Genomic DNA, 24876 nt, shown 5'->3' with positions numbered 1-24876 from the left:
TCCAGGAGAGGGTTGTCCATCGCCACCCTTGCAAGCTAGCGTGACGCGGAAGAAAGCGCTTGCTATACGTGAGTACCTCACAGCCGGCCTTCGCGCCCCACCCCCAACCGCTCAGGAGAGGCCCCCATGACACGCAAGACCGTGCGGATCGCCATGAACGGCGTCACCGGACGCATGGGCTATCGGCAGCACCTGGTCCGATCCATCCTCAGTCTGCGCGAGCAGGGCGGCCTCGACCTCGGCGACGGCACCGTTCTGTGGCCGGAGCCGATCCTGGTCGGCCGCCGAGAGCACGCACTGCGCGCGATCGCCGAGCAGCACGGCATCGAGCACTGGACCACCGACCTCGACGCCGTGCTCACCGACCCCTCGGTCGAGATCTACTTCGACGCGCAGGTGACCTCCGCCCGTGAGGAGGCCGTCAAGCAGGCCATCGCGGGGGGCAAACACATCTACTGCGAAAAGCCGACCAGCACCACGCTGGCCGGGGCTCTTGAACTCGCCAGGCTCGCCAACGAGGCCGGCGTCAAGCACGGAGTGGTGCAGGACAAGCTCTTCCTGCCCGGCCTGCGCAAGCTCCGACGCCTGGTCGAAGGCGGCTTCTTCGGCCAGATCCTCTCCGTCCGCGGTGAGTTCGGCTACTGGGTCTTCGAGGGCGACTGGCAGAGCGCACAGCGTCCGTCGTGGAACTACCGCACCGAGGACGGCGGCGGCATCGTGGCGGACATGTTCCCGCACTGGGACTACGTGCTGCACGAGTTGTTCGGCCGGGTGCGCAGCGTGCAGGCGCTCGCCACCACGCACATCCCGCAGCGCTGGGACGAGCAGGGCAAGCCGTACGACGCCACCGCGGACGACGCCGCCTACGGCGTCTTCGAGCTGGAGGGCGGTGCGATCGCGCAGATCAACTCCTCCTGGGCGGTGCGGGTCAACCGGGACGAACTCGTCGAGTTCCAGGTGGACGGCACCCATGGCTCCGCCGTCGCAGGTCTGCGCAACTGCCGCGCCCAGCACCGCTCGGCCACCCCCAAGCCGGTCTGGAACCCCGACCTGCCCGCCACGGAGTCCTTCCGCGACCAGTGGCAGGAAGTTCCCGACAACGCCGACTTCGACAACGGCTTCAAGGCCCAGTGGGAGCTCTTCCTGCGCCACGTGGTGCTCGACGAGCCGTGGCGGTGGGACCTGCTGGCCGGCGCCCGAGGCGTGCAACTCGCCGAACTCGGCCTGAAGTCCTCCGCGGAAGGCCGCCGCTTCGAGGTCCCGGAGCTGTCGCTGTGACCATCCTGCTGCCCGACGTGTCGGGCGAACCACGCGCCTACCAGCCCAGGACGGAGTCGGTCGTCCACTCCGCCGGCCTGCCGCTGCGCAGCAGGGTGGTGTACTCGGCGGCCCATGTCGTCGCCGACCCGCTGCGCACCGCCGCCGACGCACCCGCGGCCGTCGACTGGGACGCGACCCTCGCGTTCCGCCGCCACCTGTGGAGCCATGGGCTCGGGGTGGCCGAGGCGATGGACACCGCACAGCGCGGGATGGGCCTGGACTGGCCGGTCGCGGCGGAGCTGATTCGACGATCATCCGCCGAGGCGCGCGCGGTGGGCGGCCGGATCGCCTGCGGTGTCGGCACCGACCAACTCGCCGGTCCTGCCGCCTCCGAGGTGACCCTGGTCGAGGTCACGGCTGCCTACGAGGAGCAGCTGGCGGTGGTGGAAGCGGCCGGCTCGCAGGCCATCCTCATGGCCTCGCGTGCCCTGGCCGCCGTCGCCAAGGGGCCGGACGACTACCTGGAGGTCTACGGGCACCTGCTGCGGCAGTCCGCGGAACCGGTGATCCTGCACTGGCTCGGCCCGATGTTCGACCCCGCGCTCGCCGGCTACTGGGGGAGCGACGACCTCGACGCCGCGACCGAGACGTTCCTGGAGGTGATCACCGCCCATCCGGACAAGGTCGACGGCATCAAGATCTCGCTGCTCGACGCGGACCGCGAGGTCGCGCTGCGCCGCCGCCTGCCGGAAGGAGTGCGCTGCTACACCGGCGACGACTTCAACTACCCCGAGCTGATCGAGGGCGACGACGAGGGCTTCAGCCACGCCCTGCTCGGCATCTTCGACCCGCTCGCACCGCTGGCCGCCGCCGCGGTCAGCGCACTGGACACGGGGGACGTGGCAGGGTTCCGAGGGCTGCTGGACCCGACCGTCGGCCTGTCCCGGCACCTCTTCGAGGCGCCCACCCGCTTCTACAAGACCGGTGTGGTCCTGCTCGCCTGGCTGGCGGGACACCAGGAGCACTTCACCATGGTCGGCGGCCTCCAGTCCGCGCGCTCCCTCCCGCACCTCGCGCGGGCGTACGAACTCGCCGACCGGGTCGGGCTGTTCCCCGACCCCGCACTCGCCGAAGCCCGGATGCGCGGGCTGTTGGCCGTATACGGAGTGGACGCATGACCGAGACCCAGGCCGCCGCACAGGGCCTTGAGCGCCTCAGCATCAACCAGGAGACCCTCAAGCAGTGGTCACTGCCCGAACTCGCCGAGGGCTGTGCGGCTCTCGGCATCACGTCGGTCGGGTTGTGGCGCGCGCCGGTCCAGGAGTTCGGCGTGCGGGACGCGGCCGCGCTGATGAGCGACCACGGGATCAACGTCACCTCGCTGTGCCGCGGCGGCTTCTTCAGCGCGTCCGACCCGGCACAGCGGGCCGAGGCGCTGGACGACAACCGTGCGGCGATCGATGAGGCAGCCGTGCTCGGCACCGGCACCCTGGTGCTGGTCTCCGGAGGTCTGCCCGAGGGCGACCGCGACATCGCCGCCGCCAGGGAGCGGGTCGCGGACGCGATCGGCGCGCTCGTGCCGTACGCGGCGGAACGTGGTGTGCGGCTGGCGATCGAGCCCTTGCACCCGATGTTCGCCTCGGACCGCTGCGTGGTCTCGACCCTGGGCCAGGCCCTGGACATCGCGGAGCGTTTCGCGCCCGAACACGTCGGCGTCGTGGTGGACACCTACCACCTGTGGTGGGACGACCGTGCGGAGGGGGGGATCGCCCGGGCCGGTGCGGGCGGCCGGATCGCGTGCTTCCAGGTCGCGGACTGGGTGACGCCGCTGCCCGAAGGGGTGTTGCTCGGACGCGGACAACTCGGTGACGGCTGTGTCGATCTGCGGGGATTCCGCGCGCGCGTCGACGAGGCCGGGTACCGGGGACAGGTGGAGGTGGAGATCTTCAACCCCGCCTTGTGGGCCAGGAAGGGCACGGAGGTGCTTGCGGAGGTCGCGGAAAGGTATCGGCAGCACGTGCTCTGAGAAGATCTTGGAATTTTGTCGTCCGCGGTACAACCCTTCCTCCACCTGGCGTGTCGTACATGGCATCAGGGCTCCTGGAGGGGGTTCAAGGAGCCCGGCTGGTACGCCCGAGGGGGGCTTCGGGAGTACAGGGGGAGGGAAGAGGGGTCCGGCTTCGGCCGGGCTCCTCTCCGCTTGTCCCTGCTTGCCATCGGGGTTGTCCACAGCCGCACGGGTGACCGACGACGCGGTGTCGGTCACTGCGAGTACCTTCGGAGCAGATCACCGACCGGCCCGAAGGGAGCCCGCAGATGGGTGAGGCGCCGCACCTTTCGGTCCTGGAGGGCGTCCTCGAGCGGATCACGTACGCCAACGAGGACAACGGCTACACGGTCGCGCGCGTCGACACCGGCCGCGGTTCCGGCGATCTCCTCACGGTGGTCGGTGCCCTGCTCGGCGCACAGCCCGGCGAGTCCCTGCGGATGCACGGCCGTTGGGGCTCCCACCCGCAGTACGGCAAGCAGTTCACCGTGGAGAACTACACGACGGTCCTGCCGGCCACGATCCAGGGCATCCGCCGCTACCTCGGCTCGGGGCTTATCAAGGGGATCGGGCCGCGCATCGCCGAGCGCATCGTGGATCACTTCGGTACCGACACCCTGGAGGTCATCGAGACCGAGGCGGCCCGCCTGGTCGAGGTGCCGGGACTCGGGCCGAAGCGGACGAAGTTGATCGCCGTCGCGTGGGAGGAGCAGAAGGCGATCAAGGAGGTGATGGTGTTCCTCCAGGGCGTGGGGGTGTCCACGTCGATCGCCGTGCGGATCTACAAGAGTTACGGCGACGCCTCGATCTCCGTGGTGAAGAACCAGCCGTATCGCCTTGCCTCCGAGGTGTGGGGCATCGGGTTCCTGACCGCAGACCGGCTCGCCCAGGCGGTGGGCATCCCGCACGACAGCCCTGAGCGGGTCAAGGCCGGTCTTCAGTACGCCCTTTCGCAGGCCACCGACGGCGGCAACTGCTTCCTGCCCGAGGAGCGGCTGATAGCCGATGCGGTGAAGCTGCTCCAGGTGGACATCGGCCTGGTGATCGAGTGCCTGGGGGAGTTGGCCGACGAGGAGGGGGTGGTGCGTGAGCGCGTGCCGTCGCCCGACGGCGACGGCGAGCCGATCAAGGCGGTGTACCTGGTGCCGTTCCATCGCGCGGAGATAGCGCTCGCCGCCCAGGTGCTGAGGCTGCTGCGCGGCCCGGAGGACCGTATGCCGGCCTTCCAGGACGTGGCCTGGGACAAGGCGCTGTCCTGGCTCGCTGACAAGACCGGTGCGGATCTCGCCCCCGAGCAGCAGGAAGCGGTGCGACTGGCGCTCACGCAGAAAGTGGCGGTGCTCACCGGCGGTCCGGGCTGCGGCAAGTCGTTCACGGTGCGCTCAGTGGTCGCCCTCGCCACGGCCAAGAAGGCCAAGGTGGTGCTTGCCGCGCCCACCGGCAGGGCTGCCAAGCGGCTCGCCGAGCTGACCGGAGCCGCCGCGTCGACCGTGCACCGCCTGCTGGAACTCAAGCCGGGCGGCGACGCGGCCTACGACCGCGACCGGCCGCTCGACGCGGACCTGGTGGTGGTCGACGAGGCGTCGATGCTGGACCTGCTGCTGGCGAACAAGCTGGTGAAGGCGGTGCCTCCGGGGGCGCACCTGCTGTTCGTCGGCGATGTGGACCAGCTGCCGAGCGTGGGCGCGGGGGAGGTGCTGCGGGATCTGCTGGCACCGGGCGGGCCGGTCCCGGCAGTGCGGCTCACCCGTATCTTCCGCCAGGCCCAGCAGTCCGGTGTGGTGACGAACGCGCACCGGATCAACTCCGGGGTGCCACCGGTCACCCAGGGGCTGGCCGATTTCTTCCTCTTCGCCGAAGAGGACTCGGAGGAGGCGGCCAGGCTGACAGTGGACGTGGTGGCCCGACGAATTCCGGCCAGGTTCGGTCTCGACCCGCGCCGCGACGTCCAGGTGCTCACTCCCATGCACCGCGGCCCGGCCGGCGCGGGCGTGCTCAACGGACTGCTCCAGCAGGCCGTCACGCCGGCTCGCCCCGATGTGGCCGAGCGCCGGTTCGGCGGGCGCACCTTCCGGGTCGGCGACAAGGTCACCCAGATCAGAAACAACTACGACAAGGGCGCCAACGGCGTCTTCAACGGCACCGTGGGGGTCGTCATCAGCCTCGACGCGGTCGAGCAGCGACTGACGGTGCGGACCGACGAGGACGAAGAGGTCGGCTACGACTTCGACGAGCTGGACGAGTTGACGCATGCCTACGCGGTCACGATCCACCGTTCGCAGGGCAGCGAGTATCCGGCAGTAGTGATCCCCGTCACTACCGGCGCCTGGATGATGCTCCAGCGCAACCTGCTTTACACCGCCGTCACCCGGGCGAAACGCCTGGTCGTGCTGGTGGGCTCCCGTCGTGCGATCGGGCAGGCGGTGCGCACGGTCTCCGCGGGTCGCCGCTTCACCGCTCTCGACCATCGGCTTGATCTGGGCGCAAAATAGGCACTCCGTGCCACTTTTCGGCCCGATGGCCGACCCCGAGTGCACACCCCAGTGCCAAATGGGGGACAGTGGACCTAGTCAGGGCACCTCGAAGAAGAGGCAAAACCGTCGGTGAGGGAATGACGTGAGCGACAACTCTGTAGTACTGCGGTACGGGGACGGCGAATACAGCTACCCCGTTGTGGACAGCACCGTCGGCGACAAGGGCTTCGACATCGGCAAGCTGCGTGCCGACACCGGGCTGGTCACCCTGGACAGCGGCTACGGCAACACCGCGGCGTACAAGTCCGCGATCACCTTCCTCGACGGTGAGCAGGGCATCCTGCGTTACCGCGGGTATCCGATCGAGCAGATCGCCGAACGCGGTTCCTTCCTGGAGACCGCGTACCTGCTGATCAACGGTGAGCTGCCGACCGTCGACCAGCTCTCGGAGTTCCAGGGCCAGATCACCCAGCACACCCTGCTGCACGAGGACGTCAAACGGTTCTATGACGGCTTCCCCAGGGACGCCCACCCGATGGCGATGCTGTCCTCCGTGGTCAGCGCGCTGTCGACGTTCTACCAGGACAGCCACAACCCGTTCGACCCCGAGCAGCGCGACCTGTCCACGATCCGGCTGCTCGCCAAGCTGCCGACCATCGCGGCGTACGCGTACAAGAAGTCCGTCGGCCAGCCGGTGGTCTACCCGCGCAACGACCTGGGCTACGTCGAGAACTTCCTGCGGATGACCTTCTCCGTCCCGGCCGAGGAGTACGAACTCGACCCGGTCGTGGTCAGCGCCCTGGACAAGCTGCTCATCCTCCACGCCGACCACGAGCAGAACTGCTCGACGTCCACGGTCCGGCTGGTCGGCTCCTCGCAGGCCAACCTGTTCGCCTCGATCTCCGCCGGCATCAGCGCGCTGTGGGGGCCGCTGCACGGTGGCGCGAACCAGTCGGTGCTGGAGATGCTGGAGCGCATCAAGGCCGAGGGCGGCGACGTCGACTCCTTCATCCGCCGGGTGAAGAACAAGGAAGACGGCGTGAAGCTGATGGGCTTCGGGCACCGCGTCTACAAGAACTTCGACCCCCGGGCGAAGATCATCAAGGCGGCGGCGCACGACGTCCTCTCGGCGCTCGGGAAGTCCGACGAGCTGCTGGACATCGCGCTCAAGCTGGAAGAGCACGCGCTCAGCGACGACTACTTCGTGTCGCGCAAGCTCTACCCCAACGTGGACTTCTACACCGGCCTGATCTACCGGGCGATGGGCTTCCCGACCAGCATGTTCACCGTGCTGTTTGCGCTCGGTCGGCTGCCCGGCTGGATCGCCCAGTGGCACGAGATGATCAAGGAGCCCGGCTCCCGCATCGGTCGGCCGCGGCAGATCTACACCGGTGTCGTCACCCGCGACTACATCCCGGTCGAGGCCCGCTGACCTGGGCACACGCACAAAGAGAGCGCCCCGCGACGGATCCCCCCACGGGTCCGGCACGGGGCGCTCCCGTTTCCCGGAGCGGATCCCCCCACGGGTCCGTACCGGGCGTTTTTCGGCGGCTGCGCCAAGCCGGGACGATAGGGCCGGGAGGGCCGCTCAAGCTCCCCGGCGTCGCCCCGGCGACGCAACTCGATCCATCCCCCAAGACGGACCGTACCTCAACCCCCCGCACCGGCTCCGCCGGGGGCCGGTGTTCAAGACATAAGACCCACGAAACACCGTAATGGTTACGTTCCAAGTGGTGTGATCTACGTCTCTTTGGTGAAGGTGTTTTCGCAGGCTACCCCGCGCGCTGCCGGTCCAGTGCGATCCCGTAGCGTGCTGTTTCTCCTCGAGGGGCGGAGCACATGGCAGAGAACGGGACAGCGGTCCGGGACATCGTGGTGACCGGTGGCGGCACGGGCATCGGCCTGGCCATCGCGATCCGGTTCGCGGAGGACGGCCACCGCGTCACGATCGTCGGCCGCCGCCGCGAGGTGCTGCACGCCGCCGCGGACGAGTTGCGTACCGAACGCGGCCTGGATGTCACCCCCGTCGTCTGCGATCTGGCCGATCCCGACGACGTGGAGGCGGTCCTGTCGCAACTTCCCGAGCGGGTCGACGTCCTGGTCAACAGTGCGGGCAGCCGTGAGCTCGCGGTCGGCGCCGGCCCGCACGGGCTGCTGGCCCGCTGGCGCGGCGACTTCGAGCGGAATGTCCTGACGGCGGTGCTGCTCACCGAGTCGTTGCGGGACCGCTTCACCGACGGCGGCCGCGTCGTGACGGTGACCTCGGTCGCCGCACTGCGCGGCGGTGGCTCCTACGGGGCCTCCAAGGCCGCTCTGCACGCCTGGAACCACTCCCTGGCCGCCCAACTCGGTCCGCAGGGCGTCACGTGCAACATCGTGGCTCCTGGGACGGTGGCGGGCACCGAGTTCTTCGGGTCGCGGCTCAACGACGCCGAGCTGACCCGGCGCGCCGGGCGCACCCTGGTCGGCCGGGTCGGGCGGCCTGCGGACGTTGCGGCGGCAGTGCTCTTCCTGGCCTCCCCGGAGGCGGGCTTCGTCACCGGGGAGATCCTCCAGTGCAACGGCGGCGAGTTGCTCGGGCGCTGACCCTGGGTCTGGGCCCTGCCGGGCCGGCGCGCCCTGGCCCCTGGCCCCGCCTCGTATCCGGCGCCCGGGTGTGTTCGGCGGCGCGGTCTGCTCCTCGCACCAACTCGATCCCGCCACCTCACCGAGCGTCTCCACCCACAGGAGTAGGACCGCTGCGCCCCGAGGATGAGATTTCCGGGGAATCGGCGGAGAAGTGCCCCTACACCGCCAAACCCGCTTGCCGTGCCCCCGGAACCGCTGTCAGCGTTGATTCCAGGGGGTGGGAAGAGGGGCGGTGATATGGACGTTGCACTGAACGTGTCGTCATTGGACTTCACCTCAGGTCTCGCCGAGCACCTGCGGGGTGGCAACGTCTTCTGGGCGTACGCGCTGCTGGCCGCGACGACGGCTCCGCCGCTCGTACCCAACGCCGTGTTGCTCGTCACCGGCGGTGTGATGGCAGCTGAGGGCCGCCTGGACATCGCCCTCGTGCTTCTCGTGGTGGCGGGCAGCGCCGTCCTCGGCGACATGCTGCTGCACCGCGCCGGACGCGCGCTCAGCGGCCGGGTCCTGCAACGCATGCGCCGCCGGCCCCGCCAGGCGGCCCTCCTCAAATGGGCGGCCCTGCGCATTCAGCGACACGGGGTGCCCTTCGTCATAGGCGTCCGCTTCCTGCCCAGCGGCCGGGTGATAGGCGGCCTGGCGGCGGGCGTCGTACGCTATCCGGCTCGGCGGTACGCGATCGGTGCGGGCGTGGCGGAGGCGGTGTGGGCGTCATATTCGGTGGGGGCCGGATACATCAGCGGTCGGGCCGCCTCGAACTCGTTCTACGCGCTCTCCCTGGGACTCGGCATATCCCTGCTGGTCGCGGGGGTCGGCACGATCGTCCAGTGGGTCTCGCGCGGCCGGGACCGCAGGCGCGGTGAAACCGCCCGGCCCTCGCCCGTCGTGGCGGCGTCCCTCGTGGCCGGCGTGGGTGGCGGTGCGGCCGGCGTCGCGACGGCTGCCGGTGGTTCTGGCAGCACCTTGGCCCCGAACCCGCTCCCGCCCCCGACACCGGCCGCAGCGGCTTCCTCGGTGCCCGTCCCCCCCGAGCGACCACCGCCCCTCTCGGTGCCGACTGAGGGCAGGGAGATTCTGCCCTCCCCACTGCCGCCCCCGGACAATGACGCGGATGACAGTTCCTGTCCGCTGACCGGGCGCGGTACGTAGCCATGTCCGGGCCGGGGCGCACCCCCGGCCCTCTTCCCGGCCCGCGCGCGGTGCGTCCTTGTTGCCGCCGCGGGTCGGGCCGTCCCATGGGGCTCAGCCGGGGTCCCGGCGTCCCCTGTTGCCTGGGCGCCTGGCGCTCCACGACCGAATCGTGTCCGCGTACCAGAAGGGCTTCCCGCCCCGCACCACGTCGGGGTCCGGCAGGTGCCCGTGTTTGCGGTAGGAGCGCACGGTGTCGACCTGCACGCGGATATGGGCTGCGATGTCCGCGTACGACCACAGAGTCCGATCGGTCATGAAGAACCTCCATGCGACAGGGATGTCGATCAGCACCTTCGTCCGGTCAACGACGGGGTGCGACGACCGCATGCGGTTGTTGATCTTCTGTGACACGGAACCCGTGTAACGGTGACATCCCAGGTCGCGGCAGGTACGACTGAAGTGTTGATCACACCGGAACTGTTATCGGTCACTCGTTCGAGTCAACCGCGGGTGCGGATCGTTTCGGGTCGGCGAGGTTGCGGGAGACTTCGAGTGCGGGACGATCTCGCTTCGTTCGCTTCAGTCCTTCTGCTCGGGCTCGCCGGCCACGACTCGCAGCATGTGGGCGGCGGTGGCAGTCATCGCGTCGCGTGCCGGGCGCAGGTAGCGGCGCGGGTCGACCGCCGTGGGGTTGGCTGCGAGATGGTCGCGTACGGCGGTGGTGAAGGCGATGTTGAGTGCCGTGCCGATGTTGACCTTCGACATTCCTGCGGCGACCGCCCGCCGCAGTTCGCCGTCGGACACACCGGACGAGCCGTGCAGGACCAGCGGCACGCCCACGGACTCGCGCAGCCGGCCGATGAGTTCGTGGTCGAGGTGGGCAGTGCGCTCGGTCATGGCGTGCGAACTGCCCACCGCGACGGCCAGTGAGTCCACACCAGTGGCGGCGGTGAAGGATGCCGCTTCCGCCGGGTCGGTGCGCACTCCCGGGGCGTGCGCGCCGTCCTTGCCGCCGACCTCGCCGAGTTCGGCCTCCACCCACACCCCGTGGGTGTGGGCGAACTCGGTGATGCGGGCGGTGGCGCTGACGTTCTGCTCGTAGGGCAGGACGGACGCGTCGAACATCACCGAGGTCACGCCGGCGGCGACCCCGGCACGGAGAAGCGCCTCGTCCTCCACGTGGTCCAGGTGGAGGGAGACGGGCACGGATGCCGCTGCGGCGACGGCAGCCGCGCCGGCGAGCACACCGTCGAGGCGGCCGCCGTGGAACTTCACGGCGTTCTCGCTGATCTGGAGGATGACGGGCAGGCCGGTCTGCTCGGCGGCGGCGGTGATCGCCTCGGCGTGCTCCAGGGTGATCACGTTGAAGGCGGCCACGCCACCACCGGACGCGTGGGCGGCGAGGACGAGTTCGGCGGTGGCGGCGGTCGGCATGCGGGCTTCCTCGGGGTCCGGGTCCCCCTGGGCGGCGCGGGGACCGGTGGGTCGGCACGGAACGTGCCGACGGTTCGGGCGGGTTGATCAGCCGTGGGAGCGGCGGACGGGAGGTGCGGAGCGGGTGCGGACGGAATCGGACGGATCGTCAGCGGTGGAAGGGAGGTGGGTGGTGATGGGACTCACGAGAGGATGACCGAGCGGGTCAGGTTGCGCGGGCGGTCGGGGTCGTAGCCCTTGGCCTCGGCGATCGCGACGGCGAGACGCTGGGCGCGGATCAGGTCGGCCAGAGGATCGGCGGCGGGCCGGTGCTCGAGGTGACCGCCGACGGCGGCGACGTTCGCGGCCAGGCCCTCGGGCAGCGGGCCGAAGGACCAGGCGACGCGGCCGGGGCCGGTGATGCTGATCGGACCGTGGCGGTACTCCATGGCCGGGTATGCCTCGGTCCAGGCACCGGCGGCCTCGCGCATCTTCAGCGCGGCCTCCTGGGCCAGGCCGTAGGTCCAACCGGTGCCGAGGAAGGTGATCTGCTCGGCGGCGAGTGCCTCGGATGCCAGTTTGTCGCTGACGGCGGTGCGGGCATCGGCGATCGCGGTGGTGAGGTCCTCACCGAGGTGGGCGCGGAGCAGGGCCAGTGCGGTGGTGGCGAAGCGGGTCTGCACCACGGACTGCTCGTCGGCGAAGTCGAGGACGACGATCTCGTCGGCGGCCTGCATCACCGGGGTCTTCGGGTCGGCGGTGATGGCGGTGACCGGAGTGGAGCCGAGCAACTGCTCGCAGGCCCTGAGTACTTCGGTGGTCGTGCCGGAGCGGGTGATCGCGAGCACCCGGTCGTAGCTGCGGCCGAGCGGGAACTCGGAGGCGGCGAAGGCGTCGGTCTCGCCGTGCCCGGTGCTCTCGCGCAGGGTGGCGTAGGACTGGGCCATGAACCAGGACGTGCCGCAGCCGATGACCGCGACCCGTTCGCCGCGGGCCGGCAGCTTGCCGGACTGCCCCGGGGCGAGGTCGGCCGCGCGCTGCCAGCAGTCGGGCTGGGTGGTGATCTCGGTGGTGGTCAGGGATGGGGCGGCCATGCGGGCTCCTCGGGCAGGGCGGGGCGCGGTGGTGCGCGGGCGGGTGTCGTGCGCGTACTTCGGTCAGTGTAGATGATTGATTCTGCTTGAAGAGAGGGTGTAATGAACAAGAGTGTGCAGTTCGGTGTTGTCATGCCGACCACGCGGGGATCAAAGGCGGCTCGACGGGAAGCGGCGGGGGCGGGCCGTGGGCTCCACGGTCGACGGTGGACCGGAGATCGCCTTGCGGCGGTTGGGTCTCCGCCGCGCGGGCGAGGCCGCGTGGCGGCGGTCCGGACCAGGGGAGCTGTTCGAAGGATGCTCGGGCGAACGGATGCTGGGGGAGGAGAAGAAGGGCGAACGCGCCTTGTTCCGCGAGTGGTTGGCGGCGGTCGAGCAGCGGTCATCCGATGGCTCGGCCGAGATGAGCTGCTGGGCGCAGCGGCCGCGTGGCATCGCGGAAGGCCGCCGTCGTCGGAGGGAGGACGAGACGCTGCTGCCGGCCAGGTCGGCGAAGATGCCGGCGGGGTGGCGGGGGCAGTCGGACGATGGTGCGCGGGCGGGAGCGCGGCAGCGCGGCGGCGTGGGTGCCGTGGATCGCCGGTGGGGTGGCGCCGGTGGGGGCGAGGGGGATCGGCGGGCCCGGCGCCCCGCGCGACGGCGTTTGTCGAACCGCCGGTGCTGGAAAGTGCGGTGCGGGGGCCGGGCCCGGGCTTGGAAGGGGGAGGGGGCGCGCGTCAGCTTTCGGTGAGCTCGTCCGTGGCGATCCGCCCCGCCTTGGCGCTGCGCAGCAGGAAATCGGCTATCAGCGCCAGTTCATCGTCGTCGTACCCCGCGCACACGTCGTCCATGGCGTGGCTGAGGCCGGAGAGGAGATATGCGATCTCGGCTTCCTTCTCCTTGATCACTTGGACGAGTATCGCCCGGCGGTCGCTCGGGTTGGGGGTGCGGACCACCCACCCACCGCGTTCCAGCCGGTCCAGCACGCCGGTGAGCGTGGCCGGATGGAGCCCCGCGCGCCGGGCCAGTGCCGTCGGGCCCGTCGGGCCGTGCCGGCTGATCAGGTCCAGGCACTCCAGGTCGGCGTCTCGGAGGTCCAGGTGCGCCCCTACCTGGTGGTTGAGTAGCGTGAGCTGCACGTTGAGGTCCCGCACGTGCTCCTTGATGCGGTTCGTCAGCCGTCTGCGTCGCCGGGCTGTCGAAGTCGCCCCGGACAGTGTGGAGTCCATACGCAACGATCCCTCGCATCGTTTGCTTGCTCGCCGGGGTGGCCCATGACCGCCCGCGCGATCGCCCCGGCGGCGAGCGCGATGCCGGCAGGTGCTCGAAGCCTGCCGGGGGCAGCTCAGGCGCACACCTTCTCACACCGCTCATTCACGCTCGTAGCCCTTTCGGGCAAACCATGCCCGTTCCTGCTCACCTGAGTTCGGGTTCGCGGGAGGGGAGATGCGCTGGTGAAGAGGAGGGGAAGGGGAGGCGATCGCGACGGTCCGCGGGGACGCTCCTCGTCGGCCGGAACTCGTCCACGGCGCCGGCGGTGCCGGGCCGGGCCGGGGTGGCGTTTCCGTCGGAGAGTGGGGCGGTCGCCCTTCGTTTCAGGGCGCGTGAGGGTGGTGCGGGTCGGTCAGGCGGCGTGCCGCTGCGGCGGGGAGTCGGCTTTTGGGGCGGCTGTCCGGTCGTATTCGGTCACGGCCCGGTCGGTTTCGCTGCCTCCGGCTTCATCCTCGGCCGCGTCCACGGCCAGCTCGGCTCCGACGACCTCCGCGCGGATCGCCGAACAGGACCGGCTGATCAGTCGTGACACGTGCATCTGGGATATGCCGAGCTGGTCGGCGATCATGCTCTGGGTCATTCCGCGGAAGAAGCGGAGGTAGAGGATGTGACGCTCGCGTTCGGGCAGGCGGCACAGCTGCGGCTTGACCGCCTCGCGGTCGAGGACGACGTCGAGCGCGGGGTCCGGGGCGCCCAGCGTGTCGGCCAGTGACATGGGCCCGGTGTCCATCGGCTGCCGGCACTGCGCGTCCAGCGACAGCGAGCTGAAGCTCTCCAGTGCCTCCAGGCCGGCGGCGGCTTCCTGTTCGGTGAGGTCGGCGTGCTCGGCGATCTCGGCCGCGGTGGGTTCCCGGCCCGGTCGGCTCTGCGCCAGTTCCTGGTGCGCGGCCCGCACCCGGGCCCGTAGTGCCTGCACCCGGCGCGGTACGTGCACCGACCACATGCAGTCGCGGAAGTGCCGCTTGATCTCGCCGTCTATGGTCGGCACCGCGTAGCTCTCGAAGGCGGTGCCGCGCGCCGGGTCGTACCGGCTCACGGCCTTGACCAGGCCGAGTGCGGCCACCTGCCGCAGGTCGTCCAGCGACTCGCCGCGGTTGCGGTAACGGCCGGCCAGGCGGTGTGCCATCGGCAGCCAGTCCGTGGCGATCTCCTGGCGCAGCCGTTCCTTGGACGCGCCGTCCGGCAGCCGGGCGAGGCGGCGGAACGCCTCGGCGGTGTCGGGGGCGTCGTCGTGCGGATGCCTGCCGCGCGGGGAAGCGGGTGTGTGCGCGGGTGTGGGCATGGACGCGGGGGTGGAAGCGGAGACGGAAGGGGACATCGATCACCAGCTCCTCGCACTACGACCCCGCGGGGCTACGGTCGGTCACCGCCGGGGAGGGGGCCGAATGGGGTGTGCCCGGTCGCCGATCCGACAAACCACCGTAAACAGGTCAAATAATCCAATCGTGTACAAATTGGCGTTGCGTGGCTTCGTTGCGCCCCGTCCCGAACGGCGCTCCTGTCCGCCCCTGGCCGGGTGCCTTCCGGAGCCGGCGCCGCACCCGGCGGCCCGGGCGGCTACCGCCCCTGTGTCCCGCATCCCCGCGGGGCGGCCGAGCCTCGGCTCAGCCGTAGAGCACCGGGTTCAGCGGTGACCCAGGCACGCCGCCCACCTTCGTGCCCGGCAGCCACATGGCCAGGTCGGATCGCTGGAAGTCGTTCGTCGGCTCGGCCACGGTGATGTCGGCGGCCATGTAGATCACGGTCATCACCCGACGGGCGGTCGCGGAGCGGTTCGGGGCGGCCCGGTGGAAGGTCCAGCCGCCGTGGAAGCTGGCGTCGCCGAGGCGGTAGGGCGTTTCCTCCACCGGGAAGTCCTGCGTGGCGAGTGCCTGCCGCAGCGCGCGTTCGGAGTCGTCGCTGATCGGCAGGTCGCGGCCGAACGCGAAGCGGTGACTGCCCGCCGCGAACGACAGCGGACCCATCTCGGCAGGCGTCTCCTGGAGCGGCAGCCACACGGTCACCGTCCGGTCGCTCGACAGCGGCCAGTAGTACTGGTCGGCGTGCCACGGGGTGATGCCGCCGCCGGGCTCCTTGTACAGCGCCTGGTCGTGGTAGAGGCGTACCGACGGAACGCCGAGCAGTGCGGCGGCGATGCCGGCCAGTCGCCGCGAGAAGACCAGCTCGCGTACCTTCGCGCTGTGCTGCCACAAGTTGGTGACCTGGAGGAACGCCTTGCCGTACGTGTCGCGTTCGGCCAGCGGCAGGTGCTGGGTGTTCAACTCCACGACCTTGGCGGTGATTTCCGGTTCATATGCCTCGACGGTGCTGGCGGCAAGCACGCCGGACAGCTTGGCGAAGCCCTCCTCGTGGAACCGCCGGACCGCGGCCGGTTCGATGGCGTACGGAGTGCTCAGGTCTTCCTCGGGCGTCGGCGTCATGCGGCAAGGCTCCCGTCCGGCGCCTGACCGGGCCACGCCTGAGATGGCCGGTTCTGGTACTTTCCTGCCCGCCGGATGTCCCGATGCACGCCGACAAGGGCATGTGAGTAGCATGCGCGCGGTATTCGAGTACGTCGTCCCCACCGCACCCCTGAGCTGGAAGCTCTTCGCGCGCCGCGAAGCCCGCTTCGACTTCCAGTGGCACTTCCACCACGAGTACGAGTTGACGCTGATCGTGCGCGGCAACGGCACCCGTATCGTCGGTGACTGCGTACAGCCCTACGGGCCGGGTGACTTGACGCTGATCGGCCCGGAGATGCCGCATACGTACGTCTCGACGCCCGGGCGGGTCGGGCGGGTCGGACCGGTCGGACCGGTCGGGCAGGAGGCGGTCGTCGCGCAGTTCCGGCGGGACTTCCTCGGGCCCGACCTCTTCGACCGCCCCGAGTTCGCCGATGTGGCGCGGTTGCTCGAACGGGCCGCCCGCGGGCTCCACTTCCCGTCGCGATCGGCCGCGCCGGCCGAGCGGGTGGAGCCGGCCAGGCCTGGCGGGCGGACCGAACCGTTCGATCCCACCGGTCTCACCGCCCTGCCCACCCTCCCGCCACCAGAGCGCACCCTCGCGCTGCTTCGCCTCCTCGTCGACCTGTCCACCCGCGAGCCGGCGATCCCGCTGGCCGGCGCCCGGCACGTGCCCGCCCTCAATCGCGCCTCGGGCGACCGTGTCGACGCGATCGTGCGGCTGCTGCACGCGTGCTACACCCGCCCGATCGGCCTGGACGAGATCGCCGGGGCCGCCCACATGTCACCCACGTCGGTGAGCCGCTTCTTCCGCCGCACCACCGGCATGACCCTCACCGACTACCTCAACCGCCTGCGATCGAGGTGGCCTGCCATCTGCTGCGCGACACCGACCGGCGGGTCGCCGACATCGCCGCTGACTGCGGCTACGCCAACCTCGCCAACTTCAACCGCAGGTTCCGCCAGTTCAAGGGGCTGCCGCCGCGGGAGTACCGCGCCGGGTTCCGCACGCCGTAGCGCGTCGGCCCCGGGGGCGTATCCGGATCACTCCGGAACCGGGGCCCAACGCCCCTGCCGACGGGACGACTTCGGCGCAGACTGGGCGCAGCGGTACGGGTCCGCGACGTGAGCCGGGGCGGCGGCGGAGATGGCGTCAGGGGCGGAGCCGGGGCGACGAACTTTGCCAAGCCGAGTCCAGGATTTCGCCTGGGCTGTGGTGATCACCGCGAGGACTCGTGATGTCCTGTACATGTCATATCGGACAACCCCCACGCGAGGTGCGCATGTCCCGCCCGCACATCCGTCCCGCCTGCCTGCTCGCGGCCGCCGCCCTGGTCGCGGGCGCGGCCGGCGCCGTCGGCACGGCAGGAACCGCCGGAGCCGCCACGACCGGAGCCGCCACGACCCGGGCCGGCGCGAACGGAGCCGCCACGACGACCACGGCCGCCGGGCCGTCCGCCGCCAGCCCCTCGGCGGTCACGTACACCCTGGTCACCGAGCCGTCCGCCGGTTACGGCGCCATCTACGACCTGATCGGCTCGGCGACGACCAGCATCGACCTCACGATGTACGAACTGACCGACACCACCGCCGAGCACGACCTCGCCGCGGCCGCGGCCCGCGGGGTGACGGTCCGGGTGATCCTCGACCAGAACCTGGAGAAGTCCAACAACACCGCGGCGTACACCTATCTCAACGCCAACGGCGTGCCGACCCACTGGGCCTCCACCAGCTATGCCGCCACCCACCAGAAGACCCTCACGGTCGACGACGCCACCACCGCCATCATGAGCGGCAACCTGACCAGCCAGTACTACTCCACCAGCCGCGACTTCGCCGTCATCGAGAACAACTCCCTCGACGTCAAGGCGATCGAGAAGGTCTTCGAGGCCGACTACGCGGGCACCGCGATCACCCCCACCGACGGCGACCACCTGGTGTGGAGCCCCACCGACGCCCAGTCGAAGATCCTGGCGATCATCAACGGCGCCACCACCAGCCTGTCGGTGGAGAACGAGGAGATGGGCTACGCCACCGTCGTCACCGCGCTGGAGAACGCCGCCAAGCGCGGCGTGAACGTCGAGGTCACCATGACCAACGACGACAACGAGTACGCCGACGAGTTCGACGCCCTCACCGCGGCCGGCGTCCACGTCCGCACCTACGCCTACACCGCGTCCCTCTACATCCATGCCAAGGCGATCGTCGCCGACTACGGCACCAGCGCCGCCACCGTCGACGTCGGCTCCCAGAACTTCTCCAGCGCCTCCCTCAACAAGAACCGCGAACTCGGCTTCATCACCACGTCCGCACCGATCATCTCCGGTATCAACACGGCGCTCGCCTCCGACTACGCCGGCGGCACCGCCTGGTCCTGACCCCCGCGGGGACGCACCCGGCCCGCCCTTCCGCAGTGACCGCGGCCCCGCGGCCCCGGGATCACCGGGAGGGAGGGCCGGCCGGCGCCTGGTTCAGGCCGCTGGTCGGTGCGTGGATCAGGCCGTCTGGCCGGCGCGTTGGCGGTCGCGGACGCGGGAGCCGAGACGGTTGGCGACGAAGGGGCAGATGATCCAGAGCACCCATCCGTAGGTGGTCGCGAAGAAGACCGGGATCGAGAGGGCGAACCCGATGGTGACGCCGTGCAGGTCGCGGCCGTCGCCCGGGCCGGAGGGTGCCGGGGCGCCTCCTGTGCGCAGGTGCTGCTCGGTCAGGCGGCGGGTCGCCGCGAGCAGCGCGAGGCCGGCGATCACCTGCAGGAGTGCGTAGAACCCGAAGCGCAGGGCGTGCGTGGCGACACTGTCGTGATCCTCCGTGGTGAGCATCTTGGTCGCCAGCGGGTTCAGGACGATCACCAGCAGCCAGAGCATGTTGATCGACCGCGTCGGCGCGTCGGCGCGGTGGACGCGGTGGTGCCGGCCCCACGACGCTGAGATGACGGCGAAGCCGATCAGGAACGCCAGGTAGTGGCCGTCGTTCGACTGCCCGTGAGCGCCGCGCGGTCGACCTCACCCGCCACCGGAGTCGGACGGCCCCGAGCCGCGGGGGAACCGTCGGTTCCGGAACGCGGCGGTGGCATCGGACCTACGGGCGATCGGGCGTCAATCGGCCTGTGTACGGGGCGAGTTGTGCGGTGGCCCCTGATCCGAGCTGAGCCGGTGAACGCTCTTGCGCACGGAGCGACTTGGGTCTGCGGGAGAATTCCCCCGACGACTCGCCCCAGCCTGGGCCGTTCCGGTCCGGGATCGGACGGGCACCGGAGCGGGACCGGACCGCGAACGGACTGGACAGGAGCTGACGCGATGGCCACCGCCGACCTTGACGGAGTCGCCCTCCACTACGAGGTGAGGGGCACGGGACCGCGACTGCTGTTCCTCAACGGGTCCGGCGGGACGCTCGCCGAGGCGGCGCCCCTGATCATCCCCCTGACCAGCCACTTCGAGGTGGCCGCCTTCGACCAGCGAGGCATGGGCCGGTCGGCGCCCGCCGCCGGGCCGTACGGCATGGCCGACCTCGGTGCGGACGCGGCGGCGCTCGCCGACCACCTCGGCTGGCCGACGTTCCGGCTGCTCGGCTTCAGCTTCGGCGGGATGGTCGCCCAGGAACTTGCCGTCACCCGACCGGGCCGGGTCGAGCGACTGGCGCTGCTGTGCACTTCGTCCGGCGGCCGCGGCGGCTCCTCCTTCCCGCTGCACACGCTGGGCCAACTCCTCCCGGGCGAGCGGGAGACCCGGTACGCGCGCCTCCTCGACACCCGCTTCACCGCCGAATGGCTGGCCGGCCACCCTGGCGACCGCGCTCTGGTCGCCCCGATGCGCGGTCGGCTGACGTCGGACAAGCCGGACCGGATACGGCGGGGCGAGGACTTCCAGTTGCGTGCCCGGGCGGACCACGACGTGTACGACCGGCTCGCGGCGGTCACCTGCCCGACGCTGGTCGCCGCCGGTCGCTACGACGGCATCGCGCCGGTCGCCAACAGCGAGGCCATCGCCCGGGCCGTTCCTGACACCGAACTGCGGCTTTTCGACGGCGGGCACCTCTTCCCGTTCCAGGACCCCACCGCGCTGCCGGCGATCGTCGACTTCCTCTCCCGGTGACCGTCCGCCGAAGTGGGGCCGCCCGCGTCACCGCCGCCGACATAGTGAGCCGGCGGCCGCACGGGCGGAATGATCCGGGAGGTAGCCGGAGCAACCGAGGCAACAGCCGCCTCAGGGGCTGAAACCAGCCATCCGCGGCAATGATTCACAGGAGTCCACACCCCCGCAAAAGCGAAAAAGAAGGATAATGTGACCGCTGGTAGCCGCCCCTCGGTCCTTCCGTGTGGTGCCCCCGGCAGGACTCGAACCTGCGGCCAAGTGCTTAGAAGGCACCTGCTCTATCCACTGAGCTACGGGGGCCGGACAGTGGCCGCGGCTGTCTCCGCCCCTGGGTGGTTCCGTGACCTCGTACCGGGGTCAAGGATAGGGCGACAGATACCCGCTGCCGCGTGCTTCACCCGCGTGACACGTTGTGGAGGTTCGGTGAAGCGGTCCGATAATCCCAGGTGGCCGCGGAAGCCGCATCGCTTTTGACGGGTCGAAATGCTGCTGTTGTGCACTCGTTATGCCGGTGGCTCATTCCGCCCCCTGGCTCCCGTGCGTCCCATCGGGGTCTCGTAAGACGCGAATAGGGCAAATCGTCTCGAATAGGCTTCGAAATCACGCCAATGTGGGGCATTGTGCCATTGTGGTGATCTTGGACGTACGGCCCGAGCTGCTCGATGCGCTGTCCGCACTGCGTGACGGTGTCGACGCCGCACGCTTCCCCTTCCCACTGCCCGGGGCCGCCCGGGCCCGCCGAGCCCGTCAGGAACTGCTGACCCAGCTCGACGACTACCTCGTCCCCCGGCTCAAGGCACCGGAAGCACCGCTCCTGGCGGTCATCGGCGGCTCCACGGGCGCCGGGAAGTCCACCTTGGTCAACTCGCTGGTCGGCCGCCGCGTCAGCCCCTCAGGAGTGCTGCGGCCCACCACCCGCACCCCGGTGCTGGTCTGCCATCCCGAGGACCGGGCGTGGTTCGCGGACCCGAGGGTGCTCCCGGGACTGACCCGCATCTGGTCGGTGCGCCAGCGCTCCCGCGCGGACGAGGACGGCCAGGACCGCTCCGACGCCGAGCGCCACGGGTCCGAGCGGGCCGAACTCCGCCTGGAGGCCGACGACTCCCTGCCCCGCGGCCTCGCCCTCCTCGACGCCCCCGACATCGACTCCCTGGTCAGCCACAACCGCGAACTCGCCGCCGAACTCATCTGCGCCGCCGACATCTGGATTCTCGTCACCACCGCCTCCCGCTACGCCGACGCCCTCCCCTGGCACCTGCTGCGCGCCGCCAAGGAGTACGACGTCACCCTCGCCACCGTCCTCGACCGGGTGCCGCACCAGGTCGCCGACGACATCAGCCGCCACTACGCCGCCCTGCTCACCAAGGCCGGTCTTGGCGACGTGCCCCGCTTCACCGTCCCCGAACTGCCCGAGTCCGCCGCCGGAGCCGGGCTGCTGCCGCAGACCACCGTCGCCGCGCTGCGCGCCTGGCTGGCACACTGCGCCGAGGACCCGGCCGCCCGGCAGCACGCCGCTCGCCGCACCGCCGTCGGCACCCTCGACTCGCTGCGCGGCCGACTGCCCGCCCTGGCCGCGGCTTCGGCCGCCCAGCACGCCGCCGCACAGCGGCTGACCCGCGCCGCCGAGGACGCCTACGAACAGGCCGCGGCCCGCGCCGCCGCCGCCGTCGAGGCCGGCAGCCTCCTGGCCGGAGAGGCGCTCGCGTATTGGCAGGGCTATCCGGCCTGCGGCCCAGACGCGCTGCAGCGCGCCCTGGCCGAGGAACTGGCCGCCTTGCTGCGCACCGAGACCGACGCGGCCGACGACCGTGTCGCCGAGGCGTGGCGGCATGAGCCGGCAGGTGCCGCCCTGCTCGACGAACCCACCGCTCGCCCCGACCGCGACCGGGTCGCCGTCGCGGCCCGCATCGACAAGGGCGTACGCCGGTGGAGGCGCGGCCTGACGGACCTCGCCTACGCCGCAGCCCGGGCGTCCCGCTCCGCCGACCGGCCGGCCGCCGACCCGGAGGACGTCGCCACCCTCCTGGCCACGGTGCTGCTCGGCGGCAGGTCCGGCCGGCCCGCAGGCGAACGGCTGGCCGAAACGCTCGGTGCCCAGGCCGCCGTCCGGCTGCGCGATGCCGCCCGTGCCCTGCTCGACGACGCTGTCGCCGGGCTGCTGTCCCGTGAACGCGAACGCCGGCTCGCCCCCGTGGACGGCTACGACGTCACCGCCGGTCAGCAGTCCGCCCTGATCGCCGCTCTGTCCGTACTACAGAAGGAGAGGTGACCCGGTGGCCACCAGCCCCTCGGCCCTGGACGTCCCGAACGCATCCGCCGAGCCGTCGGTGGTCGACCCGCTGACCGTACGGGTCGAGGCGCTCGGCGAGCTGCTCGGCTTGTCCAGGACCCGGATCAGTCCGGATGAGCTGGCCGAGAGCAGCGAACTGCTCGCGCGGGTCGGTGAGCGGCGGCGGCTGTCACTCGACCACACCGTGGTGGCCATGGCCGGGGCGACCGGCAGCGGAAAGTCCACGCTCTTCAACGCGCTGACCGGGCTCGAACTGTCCGCCACGGGTGTGCGCAGGCCCACCACCTCACGACCGGTGGCCTGCGCGTGGCAGCCGGAGCGGGCGGCCGGGCTGCTGGACCGGCTGGGCGTGGCCCCGCAGGACCGCTACGCCCGCTACGGGTTGCGGGACATGTCAGCGCCCGCTCCCGCGGAGACGGGGGCGGAAACGGAGCTGGAGGCACGGCCGCAAGGGCGCCCGGAGCGGCAGGAGCACGTACTGCCGTGCCTGCCCGGTCAGTCCGGCGCACCCGATGGCGCTTCCCACTGTTCAGTTGGCGACGGCGCCGAGGCCGGCGGGGACCTCGGTGACGTCAAGGAGCAGAGCCTCGACGGGCTGGTGCTGATCGACCTCCCCGACCACGACTCCGCCGCCACCGGCCACCGCGAGCAGGTGGACCGCCTGCTGCGGCTGGTGGACGTCGTCGTCTGGGTGCTGGACCCGGAGAAGTACGCCGACGCGGCACTGCACGAGCGCTATCTGCGGCCGCTGGCGGGGCACGCCGATGTCACCGTGCTGGTGCTGAACCAGGTCGACCGCCTCCCGGGGGACACGGCCGACCTCGTCCTCGACGACCTGCGGCGACTGCTCGACGAGGACGGGCTGGCGGTCGGCGAGCACGGCGAGGCGGGTGCCGTCGTGCTCGCCGCCTCCGCACTCACCGGGCAGGGCGTGCCGGACCTGCGCGCCGTGCTGGCCCAGATCGTCTCCGAACGCGCCGCTGCGGGGCGGCGGCTGGCGGCGGACATGGACCGCATGGCGAGCGGACTCCAGCCGCTCTACGTCGGCGAGGGCGGCGCCGGGCTCACCGATCCGGCGCGCGAGGAGTTCGTCGACCGGCTCGCGGACGCGGTGGGAGCGGCCGGTGCCGGTCAGTCGGCGGAGAAGGAATGGTCGAGTGCCGCGTGGGACGCCTGCGGCACGCCGTGGAGTCGACTGATGGGAGAACGGGCCGGCTCTGCGGGCTGTTCCCGTTTCGTCCGCAAAATGACCGGTTCACTCGGTCGGCGTACAAATGGGCCGCGGTGGGCCGAGGTTCGGCCGCCCGCGCAGCTCGCGAAGGAGCAGAGCGGTCCGTCCGGGCTGCGGCCGACGGCCTCCCGGCCGGTGATCGACGAGGCGGTGCGCGGGCTTTCCGCCGACGCGGCCCGCGGACTGCCGGTGCCGTGGGCGAGAGCGGTGCGGGACGCGGCGCGGCGCGGCGGGGAAGGACTTCCGGCGGCACTCGACGCCGCGGCGGTCCGGGCCCGGCCGCGTACGCCGGAACGGCCCGGCTGGTGGTCGGTGGCCGCGGCCGTCCAGTGGCTGCTGATGGCTCTCGCGCTGGCCGGAGTGGTCTGCCTGAGCGCGGTCGGATCGGGCTCTCTGGACATGTCGTGGTGGCCGCCGCTCGTCACGGTCGCGGTGGGCGGGGTCGGCGGTCCGCTGGTCTCCGGGACGTGTCGGATCGCCGCGCGGGGACCGGCCAGAAGGTACGGACAGGCCGCCGAGCGGCGGCTGCGGGACGCGGCGGCGGACTGCGGCCGGGCCCGCGTGCTCGAACCGGTCGCGGCCGAGCTGATGCGCTACCGCGAGGTCCGCGAGCAGTACGCGGTCGTGGCCGGCTCCGCGCCGGCGTCCGCCCGGCTCCTGCCGGCGGGCAGGCCGTCGGATCAGCGGACCGGCGAGGTGCCGGCGCCGGCCGGAAACCGCGGGGATCGCCTGTCTCACTCGTCCGAGTGACGAAGTTATCCACATCCGGCGAGTTATCCACAGTTTCCGGATCTTTTTTCCTCGGTCGTCCGATTTCGCGCACGATGGTCTTGTCGCGTTCCGCAGGGGAGCGCGGCGGACGAAAGGAACGCGCGATGAACGAGACCTTGGTGACTGTCGTGGGAAATGTGGCGACCGAGCCCGAGAGCCAGGTGACGGCCACCGGCCTGATCGTCACCCGATTTCGGCTGGCCACCACCACGCGCCGCTGGGACGCCGAGCGCGGAGCGTGGACCGACGGCGCGACGAGCTTCTACACCGTGCGCGCGTGGCGGAACCTCGGGAGCAACGTGAAGGAGTCCGTCTGTCTCGGTGAACCACTGCTCGTGCAGGGCAGGTTGCGGATCAGGCAGGACGAGAAGGACGGCCGGCGCTACCTCGCGGCGGAACTGGAGGCGGTGGCGATCGGACACGATCTGGCCCGCGGCGTGGCCCGGTTCAGCCGTTCCGGCGGGGGTGGCGGGGTGAGCGCGGCCGCACGGGCGGAAGCGCGCGCGCCGGAACCGGAGTTGACGGCGGCCGGGCCCTGAGTGGCTGCCGCGTGAATGCGCCCCGGCATTTCTGGCGTGAATTGCGTCAATGATTTATCGACAATGACGGAAACATGTCCGTGGTCGCGTAACGATTGAGATTCGAATGCCGCTCAGGCTGCTCTCGGCTGTGGTCATGCCATCTGCGGTTCCTAGGATTTCGGCGTTCGTATGCACGGGGGCTCGGCACAGGCGGGGCCAACCCTCATCAC

20 protein-coding genes, 1 tRNA gene and 1 pseudogene are annotated in these 24876 nt (G+C 70.9%); 14 read left to right on the top strand and 8 right to left on the bottom strand.

Annotated features, from left to right (window positions below):
- Positions 1-126: 126 nt before the first annotated feature.
- From ACIPAE_RS05730 to ACIPAE_RS05700, 7 genes are all read left to right on the top strand, one after another.
- On the top strand, positions 127-1278 hold the full coding sequence (locus ACIPAE_RS05730; RefSeq protein ID WP_402443100.1) for a Gfo/Idh/MocA family protein: 1152 nt from the start codon (positions 127-129) through the stop codon (positions 1276-1278).
- Positions 1275-2438: a dihydrodipicolinate synthase family protein gene (locus ACIPAE_RS05725; RefSeq protein ID WP_329369268.1), complete on the top strand. Its 1164-nt coding sequence runs from the start codon at positions 1275-1277 to the stop codon at positions 2436-2438. The genes ACIPAE_RS05730 and ACIPAE_RS05725 overlap by 4 nt, the downstream gene beginning before the upstream one ends.
- Positions 2435-3286, top strand: a complete 852-nt coding sequence (locus ACIPAE_RS05720; protein ID WP_402443097.1) for a sugar phosphate isomerase/epimerase family protein — start codon at positions 2435-2437, stop codon at positions 3284-3286. Before ACIPAE_RS05725 ends, ACIPAE_RS05720 begins: the two co-directional genes overlap by 4 nt.
- 290 nt (positions 3287-3576) lie before the next feature.
- Positions 3577-5799 (top strand): ATP-dependent RecD-like DNA helicase, encoded by a 2223-nt coding sequence (locus ACIPAE_RS05715; RefSeq protein WP_402443095.1) that lies wholly within the window; start codon positions 3577-3579, stop codon positions 5797-5799.
- 124 nt (positions 5800-5923) lie between these two features.
- A complete protein-coding gene (locus ACIPAE_RS05710) occupies positions 5924-7213 on the top strand; it encodes a citrate synthase (protein ID WP_329369273.1) in 1290 nt (429 codons plus the stop codon).
- 407 nt (positions 7214-7620) lie between these two features.
- Positions 7621-8367, top strand: coding sequence for an SDR family oxidoreductase (locus tag ACIPAE_RS05705; RefSeq protein ID WP_329369275.1), 747 nt, complete (start codon positions 7621-7623; stop codon positions 8365-8367).
- Between the two features lie 279 nt (positions 8368-8646).
- Positions 8647-9558 carry a DedA family protein gene (locus tag ACIPAE_RS05700; protein WP_366410531.1) on the top strand — a complete coding sequence of 304 codons (912 nt, stop codon included), beginning with the start codon at positions 8647-8649 and terminating at the stop codon, positions 9556-9558.
- Positions 9559-9651: 93 nt separating this feature from the next.
- Here the strand turns inward: ACIPAE_RS05700 and ACIPAE_RS05695 are convergent, their stop codons facing one another.
- The 6 genes from ACIPAE_RS05695 to ACIPAE_RS05670 all read right to left on the bottom strand — a co-directional run bounded on the left by ACIPAE_RS05695 (position 9652) and on the right by ACIPAE_RS05670 (position 15718).
- Complete coding sequence (locus ACIPAE_RS05695; protein WP_328464320.1) at positions 9652-9855, bottom strand: MarR family transcriptional regulator; 204 nt, start codon at positions 9853-9855, stop codon at positions 9652-9654.
- Positions 9856-10119: 264 nt separating this feature from the next.
- Positions 10120-10974, bottom strand: a complete 855-nt coding sequence (locus ACIPAE_RS05690; RefSeq protein WP_329369277.1) for a class II fructose-bisphosphate aldolase — start codon at positions 10972-10974, stop codon at positions 10120-10122.
- 182 nt (positions 10975-11156) lie between these two features.
- Positions 11157-12047 carry an SIS domain-containing protein gene (locus ACIPAE_RS05685; RefSeq protein ID WP_402443091.1) on the bottom strand — a complete coding sequence of 297 codons (891 nt, stop codon included), beginning with the start codon at positions 12045-12047 and terminating at the stop codon, positions 11157-11159.
- Positions 12048-12763: 716 nt separating this feature from the next.
- Entirely contained in the window at positions 12764-13255 is a 492-nt protein-coding gene (locus ACIPAE_RS05680) for a MarR family transcriptional regulator (protein ID WP_328464314.1), read from the bottom strand.
- Between the two features lie 395 nt (positions 13256-13650).
- A complete protein-coding gene (locus tag ACIPAE_RS05675; RefSeq protein WP_366410546.1) occupies positions 13651-14580 on the bottom strand; it encodes a SigB/SigF/SigG family RNA polymerase sigma factor in 930 nt (309 codons plus the stop codon).
- A gap of 322 nt (positions 14581-14902) precedes the next feature.
- Positions 14903-15718 carry a phytanoyl-CoA dioxygenase family protein gene (locus tag ACIPAE_RS05670; RefSeq protein WP_402443089.1) on the bottom strand — a complete coding sequence of 272 codons (816 nt, stop codon included), beginning with the start codon at positions 15716-15718 and terminating at the stop codon, positions 14903-14905.
- On the opposite strand from ACIPAE_RS05670, the pseudogene ACIPAE_RS05665 reads away from it, so the two are divergent.
- The 3 genes and pseudogenes from ACIPAE_RS05665 to ACIPAE_RS05655 form a co-directional block, all read left to right on the top strand.
- Positions 15675-16052: pseudogene (locus tag ACIPAE_RS05665) on the top strand (AraC family ligand binding domain-containing protein); the annotation flags it as partial. The gene ACIPAE_RS05670 and the pseudogene ACIPAE_RS05665 overlap by 44 nt on opposite strands.
- A 419-nt stretch (positions 16053-16471) precedes the next feature.
- Positions 16472-16756 (top strand): helix-turn-helix domain-containing protein, encoded by a 285-nt coding sequence (locus ACIPAE_RS05660; RefSeq protein ID WP_402443319.1) that lies wholly within the window; start codon positions 16472-16474, stop codon positions 16754-16756.
- Between the two features lie 266 nt (positions 16757-17022).
- The gene (locus ACIPAE_RS05655; RefSeq protein ID WP_402443087.1) at positions 17023-18117 is read left to right on the top strand and encodes a phospholipase D-like domain-containing protein; all 1095 of its coding nucleotides are present in this window, start codon (positions 17023-17025) and stop codon (positions 18115-18117) included.
- Positions 18118-18234: 117 nt separating this feature from the next.
- On the opposite strand, the gene ACIPAE_RS05650 is transcribed toward ACIPAE_RS05655, so the two are convergent.
- Entirely contained in the window at positions 18235-18606 is a 372-nt protein-coding gene (locus ACIPAE_RS05650; protein WP_402443085.1) for a hypothetical protein, read from the bottom strand.
- A gap of 432 nt (positions 18607-19038) precedes the next feature.
- On the opposite strand from ACIPAE_RS05650, the gene ACIPAE_RS05645 reads away from it, so the two are divergent.
- A complete protein-coding gene (locus ACIPAE_RS05645; RefSeq protein WP_402443083.1) occupies positions 19039-19833 on the top strand; it encodes an alpha/beta fold hydrolase in 795 nt (264 codons plus the stop codon).
- A 224-nt stretch (positions 19834-20057) separates the two neighbouring features.
- Here ACIPAE_RS05645 and ACIPAE_RS05640 read toward each other — a convergent pair.
- A tRNA-Arg gene (locus ACIPAE_RS05640) sits at positions 20058-20133 on the bottom strand.
- 328 nt (positions 20134-20461) lie between these two features.
- On the opposite strand from ACIPAE_RS05640, the gene ACIPAE_RS05635 reads away from it, so the two are divergent.
- The 3 genes from ACIPAE_RS05635 to ACIPAE_RS05625 all read left to right on the top strand — a co-directional run bounded on the left by ACIPAE_RS05635 (position 20462) and on the right by ACIPAE_RS05625 (position 24664).
- Positions 20462-22102 (top strand): dynamin family protein, encoded by a 1641-nt coding sequence (locus ACIPAE_RS05635; protein WP_402443082.1) that lies wholly within the window; start codon positions 20462-20464, stop codon positions 22100-22102.
- Positions 22103-22106: 4 nt separating this feature from the next.
- Positions 22107-24104, top strand: a complete 1998-nt coding sequence (locus ACIPAE_RS05630; RefSeq protein ID WP_402443080.1) for a dynamin family protein — start codon at positions 22107-22109, stop codon at positions 24102-24104.
- A 125-nt stretch (positions 24105-24229) separates the two neighbouring features.
- Positions 24230-24664 carry a single-stranded DNA-binding protein gene (locus ACIPAE_RS05625; protein WP_329369291.1) on the top strand — a complete coding sequence of 145 codons (435 nt, stop codon included), beginning with the start codon at positions 24230-24232 and terminating at the stop codon, positions 24662-24664.
- The last annotated feature ends 212 nt before the right edge of the window (positions 24665-24876 follow it).

The organism is Streptomyces sp. NPDC087270, from assembly GCF_044744625.1.
Lineage (GTDB): Bacteria > Actinomycetota > Actinomycetes > Streptomycetales > Streptomycetaceae > Actinacidiphila.
The sequence above is the reverse complement of the archived record's forward strand: the minus strand, read 5'-3'. Positions and strand labels throughout refer to the sequence as shown.